The organism is Pseudomonas sp. UYIF39 (genome assembly GCF_029963765.1).
In the GTDB taxonomy this organism is placed as follows: domain Bacteria; phylum Pseudomonadota; class Gammaproteobacteria; order Pseudomonadales; family Pseudomonadaceae; genus Aquipseudomonas.
Map to the genome: position 1 here is coordinate 1 of NZ_JALBYU010000008.1, position 20790 is coordinate 20790.

Annotated in this window: 22 protein-coding genes, 1 tRNA gene and 1 pseudogene; 12 read left to right on the forward strand and 12 right to left on the reverse strand. The window is 57.4% G+C overall.

The features are described 5' to 3' along the window. Positions 1 to 181 precede the first annotated feature (181 nt). Genes MO767_RS12600 through MO767_RS12610 form a run of 3 tightly spaced genes read left to right on the forward strand, consistent with a single transcriptional unit; the run spans position 182 to position 3705 of the window. Positions 182 to 1375, forward strand: a complete 1194-nt coding sequence (locus tag MO767_RS12600; protein WP_282480757.1) for a CaiB/BaiF CoA-transferase family protein — start codon at positions 182 to 184, stop codon at positions 1373 to 1375. Then, positions 1372 to 2313, forward strand: coding sequence for a hydroxymethylglutaryl-CoA lyase (locus MO767_RS12605; RefSeq protein WP_282480758.1), 942 nt, complete (start codon positions 1372 to 1374; stop codon positions 2311 to 2313). The genes MO767_RS12600 and MO767_RS12605 overlap by 4 nt, the downstream gene beginning before the upstream one ends. A 60-nt stretch (positions 2314 to 2373) precedes the next feature. Next, complete coding sequence (locus tag MO767_RS12610; protein WP_282480759.1) at positions 2374 to 3705, forward strand: MFS transporter; 1332 nt, start codon at positions 2374 to 2376, stop codon at positions 3703 to 3705. Positions 3706 to 3784: 79 nt separating this feature from the next. Here the strand turns inward: MO767_RS12610 and MO767_RS12615 are convergent, their stop codons facing one another. Beyond that, positions 3785 to 4273, reverse strand: a complete 489-nt coding sequence (locus MO767_RS12615; RefSeq protein ID WP_282480760.1) for a DMT family transporter — start codon at positions 4271 to 4273, stop codon at positions 3785 to 3787. Positions 4274 to 4350: 77 nt separating this feature from the next. Between MO767_RS12615 and MO767_RS12620 the strand changes: the two genes are divergently transcribed. Further along, a complete protein-coding gene (locus MO767_RS12620; protein ID WP_282480761.1) occupies positions 4351 to 5262 on the forward strand; it encodes a LysR substrate-binding domain-containing protein in 912 nt (303 codons plus the stop codon). Between the two features lie 31 nt (positions 5263 to 5293). Here the strand turns inward: MO767_RS12620 and MO767_RS12625 are convergent, their stop codons facing one another. After that, positions 5294 to 5578, reverse strand: a complete 285-nt coding sequence (locus tag MO767_RS12625) for a type II toxin-antitoxin system RelE/ParE family toxin (protein WP_282480762.1) — start codon at positions 5576 to 5578, stop codon at positions 5294 to 5296. Continuing rightward, entirely contained in the window at positions 5568 to 5807 is a 240-nt protein-coding gene (locus MO767_RS12630; RefSeq protein ID WP_282480763.1) for a ribbon-helix-helix protein, CopG family, read from the reverse strand. The genes MO767_RS12625 and MO767_RS12630 overlap by 11 nt, the downstream gene beginning before the upstream one ends. Before the next feature lie 166 nt (positions 5808 to 5973). Here MO767_RS12630 and MO767_RS12635 point away from each other — a divergent pair, with 166 nt between their 5' ends. The 6 genes from MO767_RS12635 (at position 5974) to MO767_RS12660 (ending at position 10514) form a co-directional block, all read left to right on the forward strand. Next, positions 5974 to 6708 carry a hypothetical protein gene (locus MO767_RS12635; protein WP_282480764.1) on the forward strand — a complete coding sequence of 245 codons (735 nt, stop codon included), beginning with the start codon at positions 5974 to 5976 and terminating at the stop codon, positions 6706 to 6708. Between the two features lie 35 nt (positions 6709 to 6743). Beyond that, complete coding sequence (locus tag MO767_RS12640; protein WP_282480765.1) at positions 6744 to 7475, forward strand: hypothetical protein; 732 nt, start codon at positions 6744 to 6746, stop codon at positions 7473 to 7475. A 111-nt stretch (positions 7476 to 7586) separates the two neighbouring features. After that, positions 7587 to 8225, forward strand: coding sequence for a LysE family translocator (locus MO767_RS12645; RefSeq protein ID WP_282480766.1), 639 nt, complete (start codon positions 7587 to 7589; stop codon positions 8223 to 8225). A gap of 86 nt (positions 8226 to 8311) precedes the next feature. Continuing rightward, on the forward strand, positions 8312 to 9661 hold the full coding sequence (locus MO767_RS12650) for a diguanylate cyclase (protein ID WP_282480767.1): 1350 nt from the start codon (positions 8312 to 8314) through the stop codon (positions 9659 to 9661). Positions 9662 to 9778: 117 nt separating this feature from the next. Beyond that, positions 9779 to 9937, forward strand: coding sequence for a KGG domain-containing protein (locus tag MO767_RS12655; protein WP_129441885.1), 159 nt, complete (start codon positions 9779 to 9781; stop codon positions 9935 to 9937). A gap of 73 nt (positions 9938 to 10010) precedes the next feature. Then, positions 10011 to 10514, forward strand: a complete 504-nt coding sequence (locus tag MO767_RS12660; RefSeq protein ID WP_282480768.1) for a DUF4142 domain-containing protein — start codon at positions 10011 to 10013, stop codon at positions 10512 to 10514. Between the two features lie 45 nt (positions 10515 to 10559). Here the strand turns inward: MO767_RS12660 and MO767_RS12665 are convergent, their stop codons facing one another. Beyond that, positions 10560 to 10970: a low affinity iron permease family protein gene (locus MO767_RS12665; RefSeq protein ID WP_282480769.1), complete on the reverse strand. Its 411-nt coding sequence runs from the start codon at positions 10968 to 10970 to the stop codon at positions 10560 to 10562. Positions 10971 to 11644: 674 nt separating this feature from the next. On the opposite strand from MO767_RS12665, the gene tam reads away from it, so the two are divergent. Beyond that, a complete protein-coding gene (gene tam / locus MO767_RS12670) occupies positions 11645 to 12415 on the forward strand; it encodes a trans-aconitate 2-methyltransferase (protein WP_282480770.1) in 771 nt (256 codons plus the stop codon). 79 nt (positions 12416 to 12494) lie between these two features. Here tam and MO767_RS12675 read toward each other — a convergent pair whose 3' ends face one another. Next, entirely contained in the window at positions 12495 to 12836 is a 342-nt protein-coding gene (locus MO767_RS12675; RefSeq protein ID WP_282480771.1) for a hypothetical protein, read from the reverse strand. 417 nt (positions 12837 to 13253) lie between these two features. On the opposite strand from MO767_RS12675, the pseudogene MO767_RS12680 reads away from it, so the two are divergent. After that, positions 13254 to 14236 (forward strand): annotated as a pseudogene (locus MO767_RS12680) (c-type cytochrome); the annotation flags it as partial. A 10-nt stretch (positions 14237 to 14246) separates the two neighbouring features. Here the strand turns inward: MO767_RS12680 and chrA are convergent. From chrA to MO767_RS12715, 7 genes are all read right to left on the reverse strand, one after another. After that, positions 14247 to 15605, reverse strand: coding sequence for a chromate efflux transporter (gene chrA, locus MO767_RS12685; protein ID WP_282480772.1), 1359 nt, complete (start codon positions 15603 to 15605; stop codon positions 14247 to 14249). Continuing rightward, entirely contained in the window at positions 15598 to 16542 is a 945-nt protein-coding gene (locus MO767_RS12690; RefSeq protein WP_282480773.1) for a chromate resistance protein ChrB domain-containing protein, read from the reverse strand. Before MO767_RS12690 ends, chrA begins: the two co-directional genes overlap by 8 nt. A gap of 376 nt (positions 16543 to 16918) precedes the next feature. After that, a tRNA-Gly gene (locus MO767_RS12695) sits at positions 16919 to 16992 on the reverse strand. A 162-nt stretch (positions 16993 to 17154) separates the two neighbouring features. Next, a complete protein-coding gene (locus MO767_RS12700) occupies positions 17155 to 18039 on the reverse strand; it encodes an alpha/beta hydrolase (RefSeq protein WP_282480774.1) in 885 nt (294 codons plus the stop codon). 312 nt (positions 18040 to 18351) lie between these two features. Beyond that, complete coding sequence (locus MO767_RS12705) at positions 18352 to 19044, reverse strand: pseudouridine synthase (RefSeq protein ID WP_282480775.1); 693 nt, start codon at positions 19042 to 19044, stop codon at positions 18352 to 18354. A gap of 56 nt (positions 19045 to 19100) precedes the next feature. Continuing rightward, on the reverse strand, positions 19101 to 19295 hold the full coding sequence (locus MO767_RS12710; RefSeq protein ID WP_282480776.1) for a cysteine-rich CWC family protein: 195 nt from the start codon (positions 19293 to 19295) through the stop codon (positions 19101 to 19103). A 6-nt stretch (positions 19296 to 19301) separates the two neighbouring features. After that, entirely contained in the window at positions 19302 to 20789 is a 1488-nt protein-coding gene (locus tag MO767_RS12715; protein WP_282480777.1) for a sensor domain-containing diguanylate cyclase, read from the reverse strand. Between the last annotated feature and the right edge of the window lies 1 nt (position 20790).

Genomic DNA, 20790 nt, shown 5'->3' on the forward strand with positions numbered 1-20790 from the left:
CCAACGCCTGACACAAATAAATGTGGGAGCGAGCTTGCTCGCGATAGCGGACTTAAGGTCGCGGTAATTCTCAAGGCGTTCGCGTTTCGCGAACGCTCGTTGCCAACTGAAGGTTGGATTTCAGGCCCCGTGGTCCTCTAGCCTTGGCACATATTCCAAGAACAACATGAGGTACCCCGCGATGACTGCCCCCTTGAGTGCAATCAAAGTGATCGAGATCGGCACGCTGATCGCCGCGCCGTTCGCCGCGCGCATGCTTGCCGAGTTCGGCGCTGAAGTGATCAAGATCGAAGCCATGGGTCAGGGCGACCCGCTGCGCAAATGGCGCAAGCTGCACGAAGGCACGTCGCTGTGGTGGTACCTGCAATCGCGAAACAAGAAGTCCCTGGCGCTGAATCTCAAATCCCCCGAAGGCATTGAGCTGGTCAAGCAACTGGCGACCAGTGCCGACGTCCTGATCGAAAACCTGCGCCCCGGCGCCCTGGAGAAACTCGGTCTGGGCTGGGACGTGTTACACGCCCTCAACCCTAACCTGACCCTGGTGCGTATTTCCGGTTATGGCCAGACCGGCCCGTACCGTGATCGTCCGGGTTTCGGTGCCATCGGCGAGGCCATGGGCGGGATCCGCTACACCACCGGCACGCCCGGTTCACCTCCGGCCCGGGTGGGCGTCAGCCTCGGCGATTCCCTGGCTTCGCTGCACGCGGTAATCGGTGCCTTGATGTCGCTGCTGCGGGTCAAGACCGGGCAGGGCGGTGGGCAAGTGGTCGATGTGTCCCTGGCCGAAAGTGTGTTCAACGTCATGGAAAGCCTGGTGCCGGAATACGACATGCTCGGCCATGTTCGTGAGCGCAGCGGCGGGGCCTTGCCAGGTATCGCGCCGTCCAACACCTATCTGACGGCCGATGGCGCCTACGTGGTGATCGCCGGCAACAGCGACCCGATCTACAAGCGCTTGATGGACGTGATCGGTCGCCGTGATCTGGCCGAGGCTCCGGAGTTCGCCCATAACGACGGGCGTGCCGCCAAGAGCAACGTGCTCGATGCGGCGATCACTCACTGGACCAGCAGCCTGCCCATTGATGAGGTGCTGTCTGCTCTCGAAGCCGCCGAAGTCCCAGCCGGGCGCATCTATTCAGTCGCCGACATCGTCGCCGATCCGCACTATCAGGCGCGGGACATGCTGCTCAACGCCGACCTGCCCGGCGGTGCCACGGTGAAGATGCCCGGCATTGTGCCGAAAATGTCCGAGACGCCCGGTGGCGTGAACTGGTCCGGACCTGCGTTGGGCCAGCACACCGACGGCATCCTCGCGGGACTGGGCCTGACAGGATCGGACATCGAACGGCTGAAAGCTCAAGGGGTGGTGCAATGATCACCGATTTTTCCGAGACTCTGATTGTTCAGGAAGTCTCCCCCCGCGACGGCTTGCAGATCGAGCCGACCTGGGTCGAAACCGCCGACAAGATTGCCTTGATCGATCAGCTGTCGCTGGCCGGTTTCAGTCGCATCGAAGCAGGCTCGTTCGTTTCCCCCAAGGCGATTCCGGCGCTGCGCGATGGTGAGCTGGTGTTCAAGGGCATCACCCGGCAACCGGGGGTGATTTACGTCGCGTTGATCCCCAACCTGAAAGGCGCGCAACGGGCGCTGGCGACGGGGGCCGACGAGATGAATCTGGTGATGTCCGCCAGTCAGACCCACAACCTGGCCAACATGCGCATGCGTTGCGAAGCCTCATTGGCCGCGTTTGGCGAGATCGTGCAATTCGTTCACGGGACGAAGGTGCGACTCAACGCCAGCATCGCCACCACCTTCGGCTGCCCGTTTGAGGGCAAGATCGATGAAGATCGCGTGCTGCAAATCGTCGAGGCTTATCAGGAACTCGGGATTCAGGGCATTACCCTGGCCGACACCACCGGCATGGCCAATCCGCGGCAGGTTGATCGTCTGGTGCGGCGGGTCTTGCAGCGCGTTTCACCCACTGACTTGACCCTGCATTTCCACAACACCCGCGGGCTCGGTCTGTGCAACGTACTGGCCGCCTATGAGGCCGGTGCCCGACGCTTCGACGCGGCATTGGGCGGGCTCGGCGGTTGCCCGTTCGCGCCAGGGGCCTCGGGAAATATTTGCACCGAAGACCTGGTCAACCTGTGCGATGAGATCGGCATTCACACCGGCATCGATCTGCCGCTGTTGCTGCAATTGTCGCGAGGGTTACCCGCACTGCTGGGCCACGAAGTACCCGGGCAACTGGCCAAGGCCGGACGCAATTGCGATCTGCATCCGTCCCCGCAATCCATCACAACCTTGTAATCCCACACCAGACAACAAAAACAATCGGACACCCACGGGCAGTCCGCCTGGAGAACCATCATGAGCCTTAATGTACTGGAGGCGGGCGCGAGCCCGTCCGTTAGCCACGACGAAGAAAAAGCCCTGGTCAGCAAAGTCGCCTGGCGCCTGATGCCGTTGATCATTGTCTGCTACCTGTTCGCGTTTTTCGATCGCATCAACATCAGCTTTGCCAAGTTCCAGCTACAGACCGACCTGAGCCTGAGCGATACCGCTTACGGCCTCGGCGCCGGGCTGTTTGTGGTCGGTTACGTGATCTTTGAAGTGCCGAGCAACATGATGCTGTACAAGGTCGGCGCCCGGCGCTGGATCGCCCGGATCATGATGTCCTGGGGGCTGGCCACCGCCGCCATGGTCTTCGTCAACAGCGAATGGCAGTTCTACGCGCTGCGCTTTGTAATTGGCGCGATGGAAGCAGGTTTCGCCCCAGGCGTGCTGTATTACCTGACGCTGTGGTTCCCGCAGCACTATCGCGGGCGCATCACGTCGATGTTGTTTCTGTCGTCGGCGTTTGCCGGTCTGGTCGGCGCACCGTTCTCCGGGCTGGTGCTTCAACACCTCGACGGCTTCCTCGATATGCGCGGCTGGCACTGGCTGTTTCTGCTGGGCGGCGTGCCTTGCATCGGCCTTGGCTTGCTGGTGCTGACGTTGCTCAAGGACCGCATAGAGGACGCCCATTGGCTGACACCGTCAGAGAAAACGCTGCTGGCCAGCCGTATCGCTCACCATGAACCGCACAAGAGTGGCGGCTCGTTGCTCGCCGCACTGCGGATTCCGGGTTTCCTGACGCTCGGGCTGATCTACTTCCTGATTCAGGTGGCGTCCTACGGCTTGAACTTCTGGGCCCCGCAACTGATTCGCAGCGCCGGCACCGAGAGCCCGGTGATGATTGGTTTGCTGACCGCCATCCCTTACATCTGCGGCGCCATCAGCATGGTGGTGATCGGGCGGTTGTCCGACTCGACCGGTGAGCGGCGCAAGTTTGTCGCAGGATTGGTGGCGGTGGGCGCGGTGGGGTTCTTCTGTGCGGGGATCTTCGCTAACCACACGACCTTCCTGATTGTCGCGCTGGGCTTGCTTGGTGCCGGGATCATCGCGTCCATCCCGAGCTTCTGGACCCTGCCGCCGAAACTGCTGGCCGGTGCTGGCGCAGGGGCTGCTGGCGGGATCGCGGTGATCAACACCCTCGGCCAGTTCGGCGGCATTGTCAGCCCGGTGATGGTAGGGCGGATCAAAGACCTGACCGGCAGTACCACGCCGGCGCTGTATGTCATCGGCGTCTGTGCGCTGATCGCCGTGGCGCTGCTGATGTGGGGGTTGCCGCAGAAGCTGCGCACGCTCGACAAGTTTTAAAAGGTCGCAGCCTTCGGCAGCTCCTACCTGGGACCACGCATCCCTATAGGTGCTGCCGGAGGCTGCGATCTTTTGATTTTCAAGAGGCTGCAATCACCGCTTTGGCCGGTGTAGCGCTGAACTGAATCAACACCACTCCCGCTACTAGCAATAAAGCGCCAACCCCCCGCGACACGGTCATCTGCCGCTCGACCAATCCAAACATTGCGAAGTGATCCAGCGCCAGCGACGCAACCACTTGCCCGGCCAGCGCCAACGCCATAAACCCCGACGCCCCGAGCTTGGGCAGCAGCATCAGCGCCAACGAAATAAAGCACACCCCAAACGCGCCACCGGCCCACATCCACTGTGGCGCTTTGCTGATGAACGCCAGCGACGGCAACGGCAAACGCAGCGCCAACATAACCGGCAACAACACCACAATACTCACCAACAACGACGCGAGGGTCGCCCACAACGGATGACCCAAGCCGCGGCCGAGGTTGGCGTTGATTGCGCTTTGAAAAGGCACCACCGCCCCGGCTATCACGGCCAGCAGCAACAGCCCGGCCCAATGCAACGTACTCATGACGATTCTCCAACAGGTTTTGCTGGACTCTAAAGTATTCGTCGCGCAGATTTAAATTCCAAATAGCTATCCAGAACATGCATCAGATGAATGATCTTCGGCGCGTCGACCTCAATTTGCTGGTGATCCTCGACGCCTTGCTCAGCGAGCAACACGTGACCCGTGCCGCCGAGCGCCTGCACCTGAGTCAGCCGGCCGTCAGTCATGCCTTGGCGCGATTGCGTGATCTGCTTGGCGATCCTTTGCTGGTGCGAGCGGGCGCCAGCCTCGTGCCAACCCCGAGAGCCTTGGAGTTGATGGCTCCGTTGGCCGAAGCCCTGGCTCAAGTGCAATCGCTGCTGGCACCGAATACCTTCGATCCGGCCACCGCCAAGCGCACGTTTCGAATGGCGATGTCCGACTATGGCGCTGCAATCGTCCTGCCGGGGTTGATACGGACCTTGCGCCGGGAAGCGCCGGGCATCGATCTGCAAATCAGCCATGCCAGCCGCGAAGGCATGCTCGAGGGGGTGCTCAACGGCGACATCGACGTGGCGGCAGGCGTCTTTCCAGAATTGCCGAACGAGTTGCGCAGCACTCCGCTGTTCGAAGAGCACTACGCCTGTCTGATCGACCGCAACAGCCTGCCCGCCGATGGCGTGCTCGACTTGCCAACCTACCTCGCCCGACCCCACGTCCTGCTGGAAATGCGCGGCAGCGGCACCCCGGAAATCGAACGAGCCCTGACAGCCCTGCGTGAACGCCGTCGCGTGGCGATCAGCCTGCCGCACTGGAGCGTTGCTCCGGAACTCATCAGCGGCACCGACCTGATCCTCACCGTCGCTTCCCGAGGGTTGCTCAATATCGATGAGCAGTCGTTGATCGTGGTTCCGCCGCCGTTTCATATTCCGTCGTTTACGTTTGTGTTGGTTTGGCACAAGCGGCGGGGTGGGGATCAGGCGTTGAACTGGTTGAATGGGCGGATTGAGGAGGGGATTAGGCACGGATGACGTTCTATCCAGTGCCCTGATTTTGTAGTGTTTACCAACTGGTAGGCGGAAGACGTCTGGTATGGAAGACCCTTAGTACCTGCAGGCGTCCTTGGCGAACTCGATAGGGAATTAGATAAGGTCGGTCTGGCAAGACCCATTCTCGAGTGCCGGGCAGGCGGCCTTCACGGCCGGTTGCCGGGAAGCGTGCAAGGTGATCGACGCTGGCAAGGATGGCTTGGACGAAGTCCGCTGCGGCTTTCGGATTCTCAATTGCTATATAAGTGGCTTCGTCATCGAGATTTTTTAATGCGGTACGCAGCCACTCAACCCGCATTGGCTGTCCACTTGTCAGCGATTGCATTCACTTCTTCCGGCGTTGCGAAGTCACCAGCATCGGCTTCTTTCAGTGCTTTCTGAATTTCCTCGATTTGCCAGGCTTCCCTCGCGAGATATTCACGCAGAGCATCCACCGCGAGAAATGATTTGCTGCGGCCAGTGGCCTTGGAAAGATTGGCGAGGGTATCGGCGATTTCGTCTGGCAGACGTAAAGACATGACGGACATGACGGTCTCGATGTAGTGGTTTGTAATACAACATACTACAGCGTCATGCAGGGGGTTAGACCACCCCCGTTCGTCTGCCGTAACAAATGATTGAACAGACCTGCCGAGCCGGGGATAGTGCGCGGCTGAAATTGTCTGGGTTTTTGAGGTAAACAAGGAGCAGGGCATGACATTGAAGTCTGGGTTGATGGGGAGTTTGGCTGCGTGCAGCTTGATAATGACGGCCCAAGTGTTCGCCGAATGTGCGCCACCACCGTTGAGTGACGAATTCGGTTTTTCCGTTTGCAAAGATTGGCCCGCTTATCCCGGCCTTACTCTGACTGCCACTTCGCAGCACGAAGCGAATCCCTCTTTCGACAGTTCGGGTAGTGACGGGATCTATGACCTCAGTCTTGCGGTAGTGTCGGGCAGTGAATCGAGACCACTGGCATCCTTCCATCAGGCATCTGCCTTCGTGTCTGATGCATTTGGTATTGAAGACCTGCAACTGGATACCGCCCGCTACACACTCACTCCAGAACTGCGAGCCTTTGGCGTACGGATCAGATTCAGCGGTTCTTCTCGCGCCAATCCCATGGCTGAAACCTGGCTGTCGCTCTATGTAAAAGAAGGCAATCAGTTGCGTCCAGTCCTGGACAGGCTCATCACGGAGGCGGAGAGCGGCGAATGGGATACCAATTGTGCTGGTGAGCGCTACAACACCGTTCGAACCGTCGAGATCGGCAAAACCAGCTCACATGGATTTGCGGATCTGATCGTCAAATCGGTGGCCACCAGTATCATGGGCAAAGGCGAGGGGGAGGCTTGTGAATCCAGATCAATCACCGCCAAACCCGTGCTGACGACACTCCGATACAACGGCAAAGCCTATGTCCTTCCACAAGGTTTCAAGGGCGTTTAAGTACTGCGAGCGATTCGAGACGATCAGGGAAGACAATGATTACTACCAAGAAACTGCTGAGTTCAATCGCCGTACTCGGCCTCATCATTGCTGCCGGCCAGGCTCAAGCGGGTTGCGAAGATGAGGCGCCATTCGGCCAGCGTTCATTCACGCTGTGCAAGGTTTGGCCGGCATATGACGACCTGACGATTGTTGCCACATCGACGTTTACCCCGGACTTCGTAGATGCAGGTAATGACGGCGGGAATGTCGATCTGGAATTGTCGCTCATCCATTCATCGAATTCGAAGCGCCTAGCCAACTACCGAAAAAAAGACGCCTATTATTCGGATGCTGTGGCGTATGAAGGGCTGGCCATTGATACAGCAAGGTACAAGCTGAACACTGACGAGCGTGCGTTTGGCATTCGTTCGAAATTTGCGCATGAGTCTAGTGTCAGTCCCTATTCGAAAACAGAACTGGCACTGTATCTCAAGGATGGCAGTGTTCTACGCCCCGTGCTGGAAGGGCTGGTGGTCGATACCAGCAATGGCGAGTGGGACGGCAATTGCGCAGGAGAGGGGGCGCGGACGCAGCGAACGGTCGGTATCGCTCAGTCGATGCAAAACGGGTTCGCAGACCTCATTGTCAGCTCCACTGTGACGCTGACGAAAAGCTTCAAGGTGGGCGAGCTATGCGATGGCGAATCCAAAAAATTGAAGACAACCCAAGTCACTCTCCGTTATGACGGTAAGCAATACGTCGTACCAGAAGCACTTAAAGGTTAATCGGTCGGCAGCAGCCCTTGCGCGGATGAAGTTCTTCGACGATCAGTAAGTCGATCCCCGGAGACCTGGGATAGACTTGCGTGCATTCACCCCGGCTCAACAGGACTTCCAATGACCCCATCGCTGCTAATGGCTGTTCTCGCCTCGGGCTTTATCTACGGCATCACGCCGGGGCCGGGTGTGTTGGCGGTGTTCGGCATCGGTGCGGCGCGTGGTCGGAGGGCCGAGGCAGGGTTTCTCTGCGGGCATTTGCTGGGGGATGTGGTCTGGTGCAGCACCGCGCTGATCGCGATTGTCGGTGCGCGGGAAATCGGCAGTACCGCGTTCGATGTGCTGGGAGTGTTCAGCGGGCTGTATCTGTTCTGGCTCGGTCTGCGCGCGGTTCGTGCCCGTCGCAGCAGTGTTGAAGTGCCACAGGGCCCGGCGCGGCAACCGTTCTGGCACGGCATTCTGTTTGGCCTGACCAATCCGAAGGCTTACCCGGTGGCGGTAGCGACTTTTACGGCGCTGCTGTCCAGCCGTGCCGAGTTGCTTCACTGGTCGATGCTGCCGTGGCTGATTGTCCTGAGCTTCGTTGGCGGTCTCATGGCCTACGCTATCCTCATTGGCATTGTCGGTGCGCGGCAGGTGCGCATGTTGTACCAGCGCCATGAGCTGTTGATCACCCGGCTGTGTGGGGTGATGTTTATCGGTTTCGCCATCAACGCCCTGGCGCATGCATTGCCGGGGTTGGTGACGAACAAGGCTTGAGACTGATCGCAGGGAGGCGTCAGTTGCACTGATGGGGTCAGGGAGAGTTCTTTATTGCTGCATTGTCCGGACACGCTCACCGCACTATGGCAACCAGAAATTCCGCGCCGTTGGCGAGTTACATTGATCTCTTGCTGGACGCCGTCTGTGCGGTCGACAAACAAGGTCGCTTCGTATTTGTCAGCGCGGCCTGCGAGCGTATTTTCGGTTATACCCCCGAAGAGCTGATCGGCGTGCCGATGATCGACCTGGTGCATCCCGCCGATCGTCAGCGCACCCTCGATGCCGCGCGGGAGATCATGGGCGGCGACCCCAAGCTCAATTTCGAAAACCGCTACCTGCGCAAAGATGGCCGAGTGGCGCACATCCTCTGGTCGGCGCGCTGGTCGGAGGTCGACCAACTGCGAATCGCCGTGGCACGCGACATCACTGAGCGCAAGCAGGCCGAATCCCGGCAAGCGGCGTTGTATGCGATCTCCGAAGCAGCCCACGCGGCGGAAGATTTACTGGCGCTGTTCAAGCGCGTCCATTTGATCATCGGTGAATGGCTGCCGGCGCTGAATTTTTCCGTGGCGTTGCATGACGAACACTGTGCACAGCTGAATTTCCCCTATCACGTCAACGACCATGAGCAGCAACCCGAGCAGCCCGGAACGATCACAGGACGTCTCTGCGCCGAGGTGATTCGCAGCGGCTTGCCGATTCTGCTGACCCCGGATCAGGACAATCCACTGGCGGGGTTTGAAGCGCTGGTCGCGGGCCGGCATTCACCTTGCTGGCTGGGTGTGCCGTTGAGTTCACAAAACGGCACCATCGGTGCGCTGATCGTTAAAAGCGTACCCGGTGGTGAGCGCTACACCGAGCAGGACAAGGAACTGCTGCAATACGTTTGCGCCCAGGTCGCCACAGCGATTGAGCGCAAGCAATTGCATGCCAGACTGCAGCGCATGGCCCAGTACGACCAACTGACTCAGTTGCCCAACCGCGAGCTTCTCCGTGACCGGCTCAAAGACTCACTGGCGCTGGCTCGGGCGGATTCCGGGCGTATGGCATTGCTGTATGTTGACCTCGACCGCTTCAAAGAAGTCAACGACACCCACGGCCATGCAGTCGGCGACATGCTGTTGCAAGCGGTCGCCAATCGGCTCAAAGGCTGCGTGCGTGAAACCGACACCGTGGCGCGCATGGGGGGTGATGAATTTGTGGTGTTGTTGCACAGCATCCACGCGTCGGAAGACGCCAACAACGTGGCGGGAAAAATCCGTCAGGTTCTGGCTCAACCCCTGCGCCTGGATGGGCACAGCGTGAACATTCTGCCGAGTATCGGCGTCGCTCATTACCCCGAGCACGGCACCGAGGAAAAGCAGCTGTTAAGGCATGCCGATGAGGCCATGTATGCCGTCAAGCGCGAACATCACCAGCGCCTCGGGGCTTGAAAAATCTGCCACCGTTCGTCGCGGCGATTTCAACTTTTCTAAACCTTTGCGGCGATCGAAATTCTGATTCTATGCGGGCTCCTGCTCGCCGCGATCATCACCAAGAGGTAGAGAATCATGCCTAATTCAAGAAACTCGAACTCGGGAAACTTCGCCAACGATCGAACGAAGGCGTCTGAAACCGGTCGCAAAGGTGGGAAAACTACCACCACGACTGTCGATAAAGACCCTGTGAAACCCGACATGGGCCGCAAAGGTGGTCAGAAATCGAAATAGCGGTGAAGGTAGTTTTGATTGAGAGGCGGGAGCGTAAGCTCCCGTTTGAATTTTTTACGAGGAGGGCGCGACCATGAGCCGGATGGCCACCCGATTACGCAATGCCAGTTTTGCCACGTTGCTGGGCCTGTGCGCCAGCAGTGCCTTTGCCCAGTCCCCCGCCGAATTCATCAACGATGCATCGGCCAAAGGCATGGCCGATATCGAAGCCAGCCGGCTGGCGCACCAGAAAACCGAATCCAAAGAGGTCAAGGACTACACCATCGTCGTCATCAACGACCGCACCACCGCCAACCAGCACCTGGCGAAAATCGCCAAGCAACTGGATTTGCCGGTGGCTCCGCGCGAAGAGGTAGTCGATAAAGCCAAAGCCTTGATGCCGCAAGTGCAGGACGGCGCGAGCTTCGACCAGGCCTACGCGGCCAGTCAGGTGAAAACCACCCAGGAAGCCATCGAACAGCTGCAACAGGCAGCGCAGACCACCGACGTGCCTGAAATCAAAGCCTTCGCCGAAGAAACCCTGCCAAAATTGCAGAGCCATCTGCAAATGGCCAAGGCGCTGCAAACCAGTCGCTAGCCATCGGAGTGCGCGGGTGGCCTCGGTCCACCCGCGACTTTCCGATCAGCATTTATTCAAATCCGGTTTGCCTTTTTCCTCGACGACGGTCCCGTCCACGGAAATTGTTTCGCCCTCGCCAAGTTGCTGATACTGCTTTCTCAGCGCTTCCAACTGCTTGAGATCCAGCGCTTCGAGCCCCAGCATCGCGTTCTGCGCATCCTTTGTCACCCGCAGCAACTCATCTATTTTCAAATGCAAAATATCCGTGTCGCGGTTCTGGGTGTTTTGGATCAGGAACACCATCAGGAACGTGATGATGGTGGTCGACGTATTGATGACCAGCTGCCAGGTGTCGTTGAAGTGAAAAATCGGCCCACTCAGCCCCCACAGAAAAATCAGAATGATCGCCCCCATGAACGTCTTGGGGCTGCCCGCCCACAGGGCAAGTGTCTGAGCGACTTTTGCGAACTTCATAGCCGTGTTCCTTATCGGGATGCGCCTGATTTTCAGACAGCGACGGCGTGTTGGAAATTCTAATTACATTTCCATATTCAATAAAAAACCGACCCATGAGGTTACCCATGAGGCCGGTTTTTTTGGAAAGTACCCCGGCATCACCTACAGGTATCTCGTAGAACACCACGCTGTGTTCAGCGAGCAAGCAGACGGTCCTGCCACGGATATGGAAGCTCTTGCCGTCAATGGTGACAAGCATCATTAAGCTGTCATTTATTGTACTTTGTGTTGTTTTTGTGTCGCTGATGGAAAGATGAGGCGTTCATCAATCCTGGTCGGGTTTTGCGGCTCATGAGTGGGTTTAAGGCATGAGCGGGCCTTACTCATTGCGTGCAAGCTAACGGGTTCGGGTTCCTTTCGATGAGCCGCAATCGGACTATAGATGTGAATTTTAGGCTGTCAAAATTGCTTAGTTTCTAGTTCGGAGAACGGTCGGTTTGGTTATGGCTTCAGAAGATTTTGCGATAAAAATGCTCATTCAAATCCTCTTTGTACGTTTGGTCTCGTGGGTATTGGCGGGTTAACTGACCGCTTTCGCCATAGGTCGGATAGGGCAGAGCGCACCGGTCGAGGTATCGTAGCGAACCGGTTTCCCGCCTCTTGCTACAACAACGCACCGACAGGAGAACGCAATGAGTTGGTCCGCCAAACAATACGTCGCTTTTGAAGATGAACGCACACGTCCCGCCCGTGACTTGCTGGCCGCGATCCCTGCTGTGGACCCGCACTCGGCAATCGACATCGGTTGCGGCCCTGGTAATTCGACTGAGTTGCTGGTTGAGCGCTTCACCAATGCCACTGTGCGTGGCTTGGACAGTTCGACCGATATGATCGACGCCGCCCGCAAGCGCTTGCCGCAGGTGCAATTCGATACGGCTGATATTGATACCTGGAACGAAAACGGCCCGTTCGATGTGATTTTCGCCAACGCGGTGTTGCAGTGGCTACCTGATCACGCGAAGTTGCTGCCTGCGCTGGCGAGCAAACTGGCGCCCGGTGGCAGTCTGGCGATCCAGATGCCGGACAATCTCAACGAACCTTCGCATCGCTTGATGCGCGAAGTTGCAGCCGATGGTCCATGGGTTGACAAACTGGCGGGCGCCGCCGGGCAGCGGACGCAGATGGCAGATGCCAGTGGTTATTACTCGATGCTGCGAGCCCACTGTTCGCGTGTCGATGTGTGGCGCACGACTTACCATCATCCACTTGCTGGCGGCGCGTCTGGTGTGGTCGAGTGGTTCAAGGGCAGCGGATTGCGGCCGTTTCTCGATCCGCTGGATGAGGCGGAGCGGGCGCAGTATCTCAAGCAGTATCAAGCGGCAATCGAACTGGCCTATCCGCCGTTGGCCGATGGTTCAGTGCTGCTGCCGTTCCCACGGTTGTTTATCGTTGCGACGCGTTGATGCATTAATGAAAAAGGGACAGATTGCGCTCTTTTCGTCTGTCCCTTTCGTGTACCAATGGCCGAGAATTCCGTCTGAGCTAGGCGTCAATCAGCTGATCAATCAAAACCGCGTTGCTATAGATCAAGCTTCCATCACTTGCTCGATGCCCGACCAGATGGAACTGACCGCGCTCGTTGTGTATATAGACGCGCATCTGGCAGTCGGACAAAGGGCCGTATCCCTCTGGCAATTTCAACTCCAGTGTGTCCATGTCGACATCGACCATGGCTTCACGCTCATGGGTCTTCTGCAGGCGTTCTTCAGCGTCCTCCAGACCCTTATGGAGGGGGCCATCGACGTAAAAATGGATTTCACCCACCGAGGTCGACTTTTGTTGTCCGTTGACTTTGCACCAGCCTTCGATCGTCAAGGCACTCATGACGAAATCTCCGTTGTGGACGGCTGGACGCTATAGCTCTTGGCCGTCACTTGTCTGACCGCAATGCATAGGCAAGGATCTTCGCGGGCGCTTTTAGACGATCTTTGCCTTCCGTAATCAGACCTGATTATAGCTGGCAACCGGACCTCGCTTACTCGACGTGTCATCCAGGCGAGATGTGTTGCTGAATATTTACAGCTATATATAGCGAATAGTTTCAAGTAATGAAGTTGATGCTGAGGTTGGAATATCCAAGCGGCACGGCTTTTCAGGAAAAGCGCTCGTTCCGGCCATGAACTATACTTCCTGCGGACTTTGCCATGAAGATAGATGGTATTTGTCTAGCCTGTTTTTGGCGTCAGATTAGTATTGATCTGACGATGTTGTTCTGTGGCGATGCTTATGCATACCGATGAGATGCGTTATCGTCATAAGGAGGGTGCCAGGGCGGTCTACCAGCCAGAAAGTAAAAAGTTAGAAGCATGGTTGATTATCGTGACCTCGGTAGGTATTGCCGCGATGTTGGCGCCAGGTCTGGTTGTTTACCGTGGCTTCGTTCGGGTTCCGAAAAATGCTTATGAACTTGAAGTGGTCGCCCAGCAGTGGCAATGGACTTTTCGTTTTTCCGGCGAGGACGGGAAGCTGGGCAAATCGGATATTAAGTTTGTTGATTCCGCCAATCCCTTCGGCCTTGACTCCAAGGATCCTGTTGGGCAAGACGATGTACTTATATTAAACAATGACGTTCGCCTTCCGCTCGATAAGCCGGCAAAAGTTTTACTGCGCTCTAAAGATGTGCTGCACGATTTCTATGTCCCACAAATGCGCAGCAAGATGGGCATGGTGCCAGGGATGATGTCGTACTTTTGGTTTACACCGACTAAAACGGGGAAATATGAAGTTCTTTGCGCTGAATATTGTGGCGTAGGTCAATACAACATGCGCGGCCATATGATCGTGGAAGGCCAGGCCACCTTTGTTCAATGGCTGAACAGCCAACCGACTTTTGCGCAGACATTAGCAACAGCTGCAAAACCCAGTCAGGACAGCGTGCTGGAAAAAGGCCGGCTGCTGGTCGAAAAATACGCCTGCGGTGGCTGCCATAGCCAGGATGGCAGTGCCAGAAGGGGTTGTACGGTCGCACTGAACAGCTTGCCGATGGCACCAGCGTGCTCGTCGATGAGCCCTACGTGAAAGAGTCGATCCTCGATCCGAAGGCCCGACTGGTACAAGGCTACCCGCCGGTCATGGTGACCTATACCCTCAATGACGATGAACTGGGTGCGCTCGTCGCTCTGATCAAATCACTCAGTGCCGGGCGGCAAGACAAAGAACCTACTCCCGGCGAAGCGTCGAACCCAGGTGACGACTTGGCGGCACAGGGACAGAAGGTTGATCAGCGCACGCTTTCTAGCGCAGCAGATGCACTGCCAAACCAGCGAGCGCGCAGGCCATCAGTACCTGAATCACGCCACGCTTGAAGCGAAACAAGGCGATAGCGGCTGCAATTGCGATCAGAGCAGAGGGCCAATCGAGGTTGCCGCTAAACCCTTTGGGCCACAGCACGTGATAGCCGAAGAACACTGCCAGATTGAGAATCACCCCAACTACAGCAGCGGTAATCCCGGTGAGCGGCGCGGTGAACTTGAGTTCGTTGTGAGTTGACTCCACCAGCGGGCCGCCCGCGAGGATGAACAGGAAAGAAGGCAGGAAGGTGAACCAGCTCACTAGAGTGGCTGCGACGGCTCCGGCGAGAAATACATGATCGGCGCCGAACACTTGCAGGACGTAGGCACCGATGAAGCCAACAAAGGCCACCACCATGATCAGCGGCCCAGGAGTGGTTTCCCCCAGCGCCAGGCCATCAATCATCTGTGTTGGTGTCAGCCACCCATAGTGACCGACTGCGCCCTGGTAGACATAAGGAAGCACCGCATAGGCACCTCCAAACGTTAGCAGCGCGGCTTTGGTAAAGAACCAGCCCATCTGGGTCAAGGTGCCTTCCCAGCCGAAGAGAGTGGTCAAGATCCCCATTGGCAAAGCCCACAACGCAGCGCCGACGAGCACCAGCAGCGCCAGTTTTACCCAGCTAAATTGGGCATGCTCAGGGGGCGGAGTGTCGTCATCGATCAGGGCTGGGCCACAGGATTTTTTGGCGGTGTTGTGACCTCCGGTTCTGAATTTCTCGGGGGCAAAACGGCCCCCCAGGTAGCCGAGCAGCGCCGCACTCAGAACGATCAGCGGGAAGGGAACATCAAATGCAAATATCGCCGCGAATGAAGCCGCTGCTATGGCCCACAGCCAATTGTTCTTCAGTGCTCGTGAACCGATCCGATGAGCTGCCTGTACCACGATGGCCGTGACGGCGGGCTTGATGCCATAGAAGAGACCCGCCACCACCGGTACGTCGCCGAGCGCGATATACATCCAGGATAAGGCAATCAGGATGAACAGAGAGGGTAGTACAAAGAGCCCCCCGGCAATCACTCCACCCCAGGTTCGATGCATCAACCAGCCAATGTAGGTTGCCAGCTGCTGAGCCTCCGGCCCAGGGAGCAACATGCAGTAGTTGAGGGCATGCAGGAATCGCCGTTCCGATATCCAGCGTCGGCGTTCTACTAACTCCTGGTACATGATCGAGATCTGCCCTGCAGGCCCGCCGAAACTGATAAAGCCAAGCTTCAGCCAGAACCAGAACGCCTCGCGGAAACTGATCACCTCAGGCCTTGGCTGATCCTGTTCATCAGCTGATAGGGAAACCTTACTCATTGGGTTGTTCCTCTTTCACAAACGCGGCGAGCAGGCCGTCGAAGATGGCGCTTGCAGCAGCCAGCAAGTGGTCGTCATGAGTAATGGTTTCGCGTAGCCCTGCTAGTACCCGTTCGATGCCGGCCGCCTCCACCGGCTGAATACCGCCGATATCGAGGTAATGTACCAAGGCAGCAATTCGGCCCAGACCGGGCACCTGGATTTCAAAACTGGCTTGCAGGGTTTCGAAGGTCACACGGTTGCCGACATGACTGAAGGTTGCCTCATCGAAATCAAAACCCAGGGCATCGGCTGGGCAGTCCTGTGGAGTGTTCAACCAAAGGATCTGAGCTTGTGGGTCAATGAAACGTCGAATCAGCCAGGCACAGGCCAGTCGGTCAACCCAGGGACGCTTGCGTGTTGCCCATACGCGGTCCTGATAGTCGCCGAGACTCAGTGCCATTATTGGCTGGTTGCAGCTATGCGGCTCATCCGCAGACAGGGCTCTGCTGACCGCAGTCTCAAGCTCCTGCAAAGCTGAGTCGATCCGCTGCTTCGGCTGACCTGGAAAGTAATCGATGTTGGCCAACTGATCGTAGGCTTTGCGCAGCTTGCGAATCTGCTTGGTGGTGGACAGCGCATTCTCTGCATTGAGTTGTGCACGGCACACTTCGATCTCTGCACCTAGCTTGGTGTAGTCATCGCTACGGTCGAACAGCTCAATAAAGCGCTCACCGGCAGGGTCTACGACAGGAAGAATGAAAGCGGTTCCATTGATGGACAGGATGTCGCGCTCGACAGACGTTAGCGCGTCTCGACAGGCAGTGGTATCCGGTAACAGATAGGCACCATCACGTAAGACCGCCGCTCCAGAGGCTTTTAGGGCACGCCAAGCCCGCATGCGCTCGGTGGCATTTGCGGTGGGGAGGCCAAGGATTAACGTGAGCCAATTTTTCATGTAGATGTACGTTCAAAAAAAGTTTGTTTCTCTACATTATTCTTGTGCGGTGTGATTGAAAAGCTAATCAGAGACGATATCCAATTCGTAGATTCGAAGAACGACTTCGGAATTCAGTTGGCTGATCTTCTGGCTGCGGAAAAGCTAATCAAAATGATGAAGCGTCAGCAACGACCAATGATCCGACAGTAGGCGGGCAGGAGCCCCGAAAACAGCGTTTGTCGGCAGGTTTTTTCAGGACGATGCGGCAGAAGGGGAATTTGGTAAGGGCGGGGCTGGCCGGAAGCGTGATACGCGAATTCTGAGTAACTGTCACTGAAACTGTCACCAGTCTCGCCTGACGCTACCTCGATACCGCTGGAGGCCTTGAAAATAGTGGAGCGGGTGAAGGGAATCGAACCCTCGTTATCAGCTTGGGAAGCTGGAGTAATGCCATTATACGACACCCGCTCAGAGCGGCTGACTTTGTACCAGATGTGGGCGTGGAAATGAAGTTTTTCTTTGCGTGCGATGGCTTTAGCGCCGCGTGGAACAACCGCTGGGACCGCGTGACGGTCGTTCGCGGGCAAGCCTCGCTCCTACAGGGCGGGGCTTGCTCACGATGACGCTGTTTCAGATGGCCAATGCATGTTGGTCCTGGACGTAGTGGTAACGCGGTCGGCTGACGTGTTGCGCCGGTTTCAGGAAACCTAACAGTGCGTCGCGGCTATCTCGGCAAGCAGCTTTGTGTTCCATGTCGAGAAAGTGGCCGGTGGCCTGCAGGGTGGTGAAAGTAGCGTGTTGCACATGGTTGGCGAACAGTTGAGCGCCGTCGGCAGCGGTGTACTCGTCCCATTCGCCGTTCATGAACAGCACCGGCACGTTGATTTTCTCCGCGGCTTTGAAGAAGCACTGGCGATCACTTTGCAGCAGATCGCTGATGTGGAAGTGCATCTGCCCGTATTCATGCTCGGCCAGGGAACTGACGTGCCGATAATTGAAGCGCTTGAACAGTGTCGGCAGGTGTTTGCCGATGGTGCTGTTCACCAGGTTGCCGACCCGGTCACCGTCCCGGCTGCCGAGGTAATCGATGCCGCGCTCAAGGTAGTCGAGCATGTGCGCGTTGATCTCCGGAGAGAACGAGCTGATCACGGCTTTCTCGATGCGTCGTGGCTGGTGGGCCAGAGCGACCAGGGTCGCGGCGCCACCCCAGGAAAACGACAGCACGTGTTCGGCGGCGAAGTGGTCGATCAGCTCCAGGAGGATCTGCCCTTCGATTTCCTTGGTCAGCAATTTCTCGTGCAGGTTGTGGGCTTTCGACTTGCCCGCGTAGGGCTGGTCGTAGCAAACCACATTGAACTGCGGGTGAAGGTTTTTCACGGTTTGTGCAAACGACGCAGTCGTGGCCATCGAGCCGTTGACCAAAATAATGGTCTTCTCTGCGGCGTCTGCGCGATAGAACTCCGTGTAAACCCGATACTGACCCTGTATATCCAGCACAGCGATTTCTGGCCTCATGTCATAAGACTCCTGGCAAGCGGGTATGCGTGCAAATCAGATTGCACGAGCTTTGTGACAGGTAGGCATACGCCTGGAATTTGAGAGGCCCATGTCGATCCATTGCAGTCCGGTCGACGGGTATTGTTATTGGCGGGCAGTCTGCCGGGGAAGGCGGAACCTGAGGGTTCTCTACCGGCAAAAAGTTTCTTGGAAGTATGTTGTGACTCATCGGTCACATTTCGGCCGACGTCCTGATTCAAGCAGGGGTCACGTCATCGCGCAAGTATCTTTGGCAAATTGTTCGACAACTTCTGCTGAGCGGTCGCCTGCTTAGAACAATTGAATCTCTTCGGTGCGTAATGCGCGGTACTCGCCCGGTTTCAGGGCGCTGTCGAGCACCAGCGGGCCCACGCTTTCGCGGTGCAGGCGCAGCACCTTGTTGTCGAAATGGCCGAACATCCGCTTCACCTGATGATAACGGCCCTCGACGATGCTCAGTCGTGCGGATGTTGGTCCGAGTACGGCCAGCTCGGCGGGTTGGGTGGTGAGGTCTTCGAAGGCGAAGTACAGCCCTTCGGTGAATTTCAAAGCGTATTCCGGGCCAATCTCTTGCTCGGTCTCGACGTAGTAGACCTTGGGCAGTTTGGTTTGCGGCTGGGTCAGGCGTCGCGACCAGCTGCCATCATTGGTGATCAGCATCAGGCCGGTGGTGTTGAAGTCCAGGCGCCCGGCGATGTGCAGGTCCTCCTTGTCCGGCTCATGTATCAGGTCGAGCACGGTCGGGTGTTGCGGATCGCGGGTTGCACTGACGCAGCCAGGCGGTTTGTGCAGCATGAAGTAGCGTGCAGGCTTGCCGACTTGCAGCAGCTCCTCGTCGACTTCCACCCGGCTGAATTCCAGTACGTCGGCGTGAGGGTCGCTGACGATTTTTCCGTCGATTCTGACGCGCTTTTCCACCAGCAACAGACGCACCTGCTTACGGTTGAAGCGCGGCAGGTTGCTGAGGAAACGGTCAATGCGCATGACGAGGGATCGGTAGGAAAGGGGCGCGTATCTTACGTGATCGGTTGTGCGGTTGCTTACAGCTGCGCCTCGACTTGCGCGCAGCGTGGGCACAAACAGGATTTGTCGCGCAGTTCGGGCGGCAGTGCTTCGAGCACCACCGGGTCGATGCTGACGCCGTAGCACCAGCAGGCCCGATCGGCGGTTCGCGGGTCGGCCAGAGTGCAGTCGTTGGAAGCGCCGCAGGCCGGGCAGAAATCTGGCTTATTCATGTAGGGTTATTCATAACTGGAGTGAGGCATTTCCACGCAGGTGCGGTTACGGCCTGCTTGCTTGGCCCGGTACATCGCATGATCCGCTCTCGACAGCAGCGTGTGCAAGGTGTCATCGGTCTGCAGGGTGGTAAGGCCGATGCTCACGGTCAGCTGCAAGGCCTTAACGTTGTAGGCATAACGCTGTTGCTCGACATGCTGACGAATTTTCTCGGCGACCATCAGACCGGTCTCACCATCAGTGTCCTTGAGTAGCACGATAAATTCCTCCCCGCCCCAACGGCAGACGATGTCTGAGTGCCGCAGGCAACTCTCCAGATCCCGTGCAAAGCCGATCAGTACCTGATCGCCGGCAAGGTGACCGTAGGTGTCGTTCAAAACCTTGAAGTGGTCCAGATCCAACAGCAACGCGGTCAGCGGTTTGGGCTCGCGCTGGGCTTCGTGCATGGCTTGCGCCGCCAACAGGTCGAAACCGCGGCGGTTTGGCAACTCGGTCAGGCTGTCGAGGATCGCCTGGGCCTGGATCTTGCCCTGGTAGCGCTTGATCACCCGGTTGAGCAGGGCCAGCACAATCAGCGTGACGATCAGGCAGATCAAGAGGTTGAGGTACAGCGATTGGCGGATTTCACTGAGGGCGCCGTCTACGCGTTTGTCGACGAACAAGTACCAGTTCAGCTCCGGAATGAAACGCACATTGAGGAAATGCCCCTGGTCCCGGACGGAATATTCGTAGCTACCGCTGTGAGGTTTGGGCAGTTGGCTGACCAGGTCCTTCATGCTGTCGAGCTCGCCGAGGGTCCGCCCGATCCGCGCGCTTTCTGGGCCACCCTCGGCGCCCGTCAGTACCAGGCGCCCGAATTTGTCGACGAAAAACACGCTGCGTTGATAACGCTGCTGATACTTGTCGATCAGCTTGATCACAGCATCGACTGTCAGACCGACGCCGGCCGCGCCAATGAAACGGTTGTTGTAGTCGTAGACCTTGTAGTTGATGAAGAAGGTCAGGTTGTCCTTGTTGGCCAGGTCCGGGTCGACATTGATCTCATAGGGATCGGCCATGTCTCGTACGCGGAAATACCACGTATCGCGGGGTTCAGTGGCTTTGACCTGTTTGAGTACGCCCTTGGCGTGGTAGTAGGTGAGGCTGGTGTCGGAGACGAAAAATGCGGTGTAGGCGCCGTAGTGGGTCATGACCTCGTTGAGGTAACGGGTCATTTTTTCGGGATCCTGCTCGCCGTTTACCACCCAGTCACGCATGAAGGTGTCGCGGGACATCATCGAGGAAATCAGGATCGGTCTGACGAGGTCTTTCTGGATTTCCGAGTAGACCGTGTCCGACGTCAGCGGCAGTTCGGTGTTGATGATGTTGTCGCGGATTGACGCTCGCGAGGCGTAGTAACTGAGGAAGGATGTGGCGAGAAAACCTGCGCCCAGCAGCGCGATCAGCGTGAGGACCAACGAACGTTGCGAATACAGCGGCGAGTGAAGCGGCATG

What these genes read in the sequence shown, in the direction of transcription:
- MO767_RS12600 (WP_282480757.1), top strand. Translation starts at nt 182, where the DNA reads ATGACTGCCCCCTTGAGTGCAATCAAAGTGATCGAGATCGGCACGCTG.
- MO767_RS12605 (WP_282480758.1), top strand. Translation starts at nt 1,372, where the DNA reads ATGATCACCGATTTTTCCGAGACTCTGATTGTTCAGGAAGTCTCCCCC.
- MO767_RS12610 (WP_282480759.1), top strand. Translation starts at nt 2,374, where the DNA reads ATGAGCCTTAATGTACTGGAGGCGGGCGCGAGCCCGTCCGTTAGCCAC.
- MO767_RS12615 (WP_282480760.1), bottom strand. Translation starts at nt 4,273, where the DNA reads ATGAGTACGTTGCATTGGGCCGGGCTGTTGCTGCTGGCCGTGATAGCC.
- MO767_RS12620 (WP_282480761.1), top strand. Translation starts at nt 4,351, where the DNA reads ATGCATCAGATGAATGATCTTCGGCGCGTCGACCTCAATTTGCTGGTG.
- MO767_RS12625 (WP_282480762.1), bottom strand. Translation starts at nt 5,578, where the DNA reads ATGCGGGTTGAGTGGCTGCGTACCGCATTAAAAAATCTCGATGACGAA.
- MO767_RS12630 (WP_282480763.1), bottom strand. Translation starts at nt 5,807, where the DNA reads ATGTCCGTCATGTCTTTACGTCTGCCAGACGAAATCGCCGATACCCTC.
- MO767_RS12635 (WP_282480764.1), top strand. Translation starts at nt 5,974, where the DNA reads ATGACATTGAAGTCTGGGTTGATGGGGAGTTTGGCTGCGTGCAGCTTG.
- MO767_RS12640 (WP_282480765.1), top strand. Translation starts at nt 6,744, where the DNA reads ATGATTACTACCAAGAAACTGCTGAGTTCAATCGCCGTACTCGGCCTC.
- MO767_RS12645 (WP_282480766.1), top strand. Translation starts at nt 7,587, where the DNA reads ATGACCCCATCGCTGCTAATGGCTGTTCTCGCCTCGGGCTTTATCTAC.
- MO767_RS12650 (WP_282480767.1), top strand. Translation starts at nt 8,312, where the DNA reads ATGGCAACCAGAAATTCCGCGCCGTTGGCGAGTTACATTGATCTCTTG.
- MO767_RS12655 (WP_129441885.1), top strand. Translation starts at nt 9,779, where the DNA reads ATGCCTAATTCAAGAAACTCGAACTCGGGAAACTTCGCCAACGATCGA.
- MO767_RS12660 (WP_282480768.1), top strand. Translation starts at nt 10,011, where the DNA reads ATGAGCCGGATGGCCACCCGATTACGCAATGCCAGTTTTGCCACGTTG.
- MO767_RS12665 (WP_282480769.1), bottom strand. Translation starts at nt 10,970, where the DNA reads ATGAAGTTCGCAAAAGTCGCTCAGACACTTGCCCTGTGGGCGGGCAGC.
- tam (WP_282480770.1), top strand. Translation starts at nt 11,645, where the DNA reads ATGAGTTGGTCCGCCAAACAATACGTCGCTTTTGAAGATGAACGCACA.
- MO767_RS12675 (WP_282480771.1), bottom strand. Translation starts at nt 12,836, where the DNA reads ATGAGTGCCTTGACGATCGAAGGCTGGTGCAAAGTCAACGGACAACAA.
- chrA (WP_282480772.1), bottom strand. Translation starts at nt 15,605, where the DNA reads ATGAGTAAGGTTTCCCTATCAGCTGATGAACAGGATCAGCCAAGGCCT.
- MO767_RS12690 (WP_282480773.1), bottom strand. Translation starts at nt 16,542, where the DNA reads ATGAAAAATTGGCTCACGTTAATCCTTGGCCTCCCCACCGCAAATGCC.
- MO767_RS12700 (WP_282480774.1), bottom strand. Translation starts at nt 18,039, where the DNA reads ATGAGGCCAGAAATCGCTGTGCTGGATATACAGGGTCAGTATCGGGTT.
- MO767_RS12705 (WP_282480775.1), bottom strand. Translation starts at nt 19,044, where the DNA reads ATGCGCATTGACCGTTTCCTCAGCAACCTGCCGCGCTTCAACCGTAAG.
- MO767_RS12710 (WP_282480776.1), bottom strand. Translation starts at nt 19,295, where the DNA reads ATGAATAAGCCAGATTTCTGCCCGGCCTGCGGCGCTTCCAACGACTGC.
- MO767_RS12715 (WP_282480777.1), bottom strand. Translation starts at nt 20,789, where the DNA reads ATGCCGCTTCACTCGCCGCTGTATTCGCAACGTTCGTTGGTCCTCACG.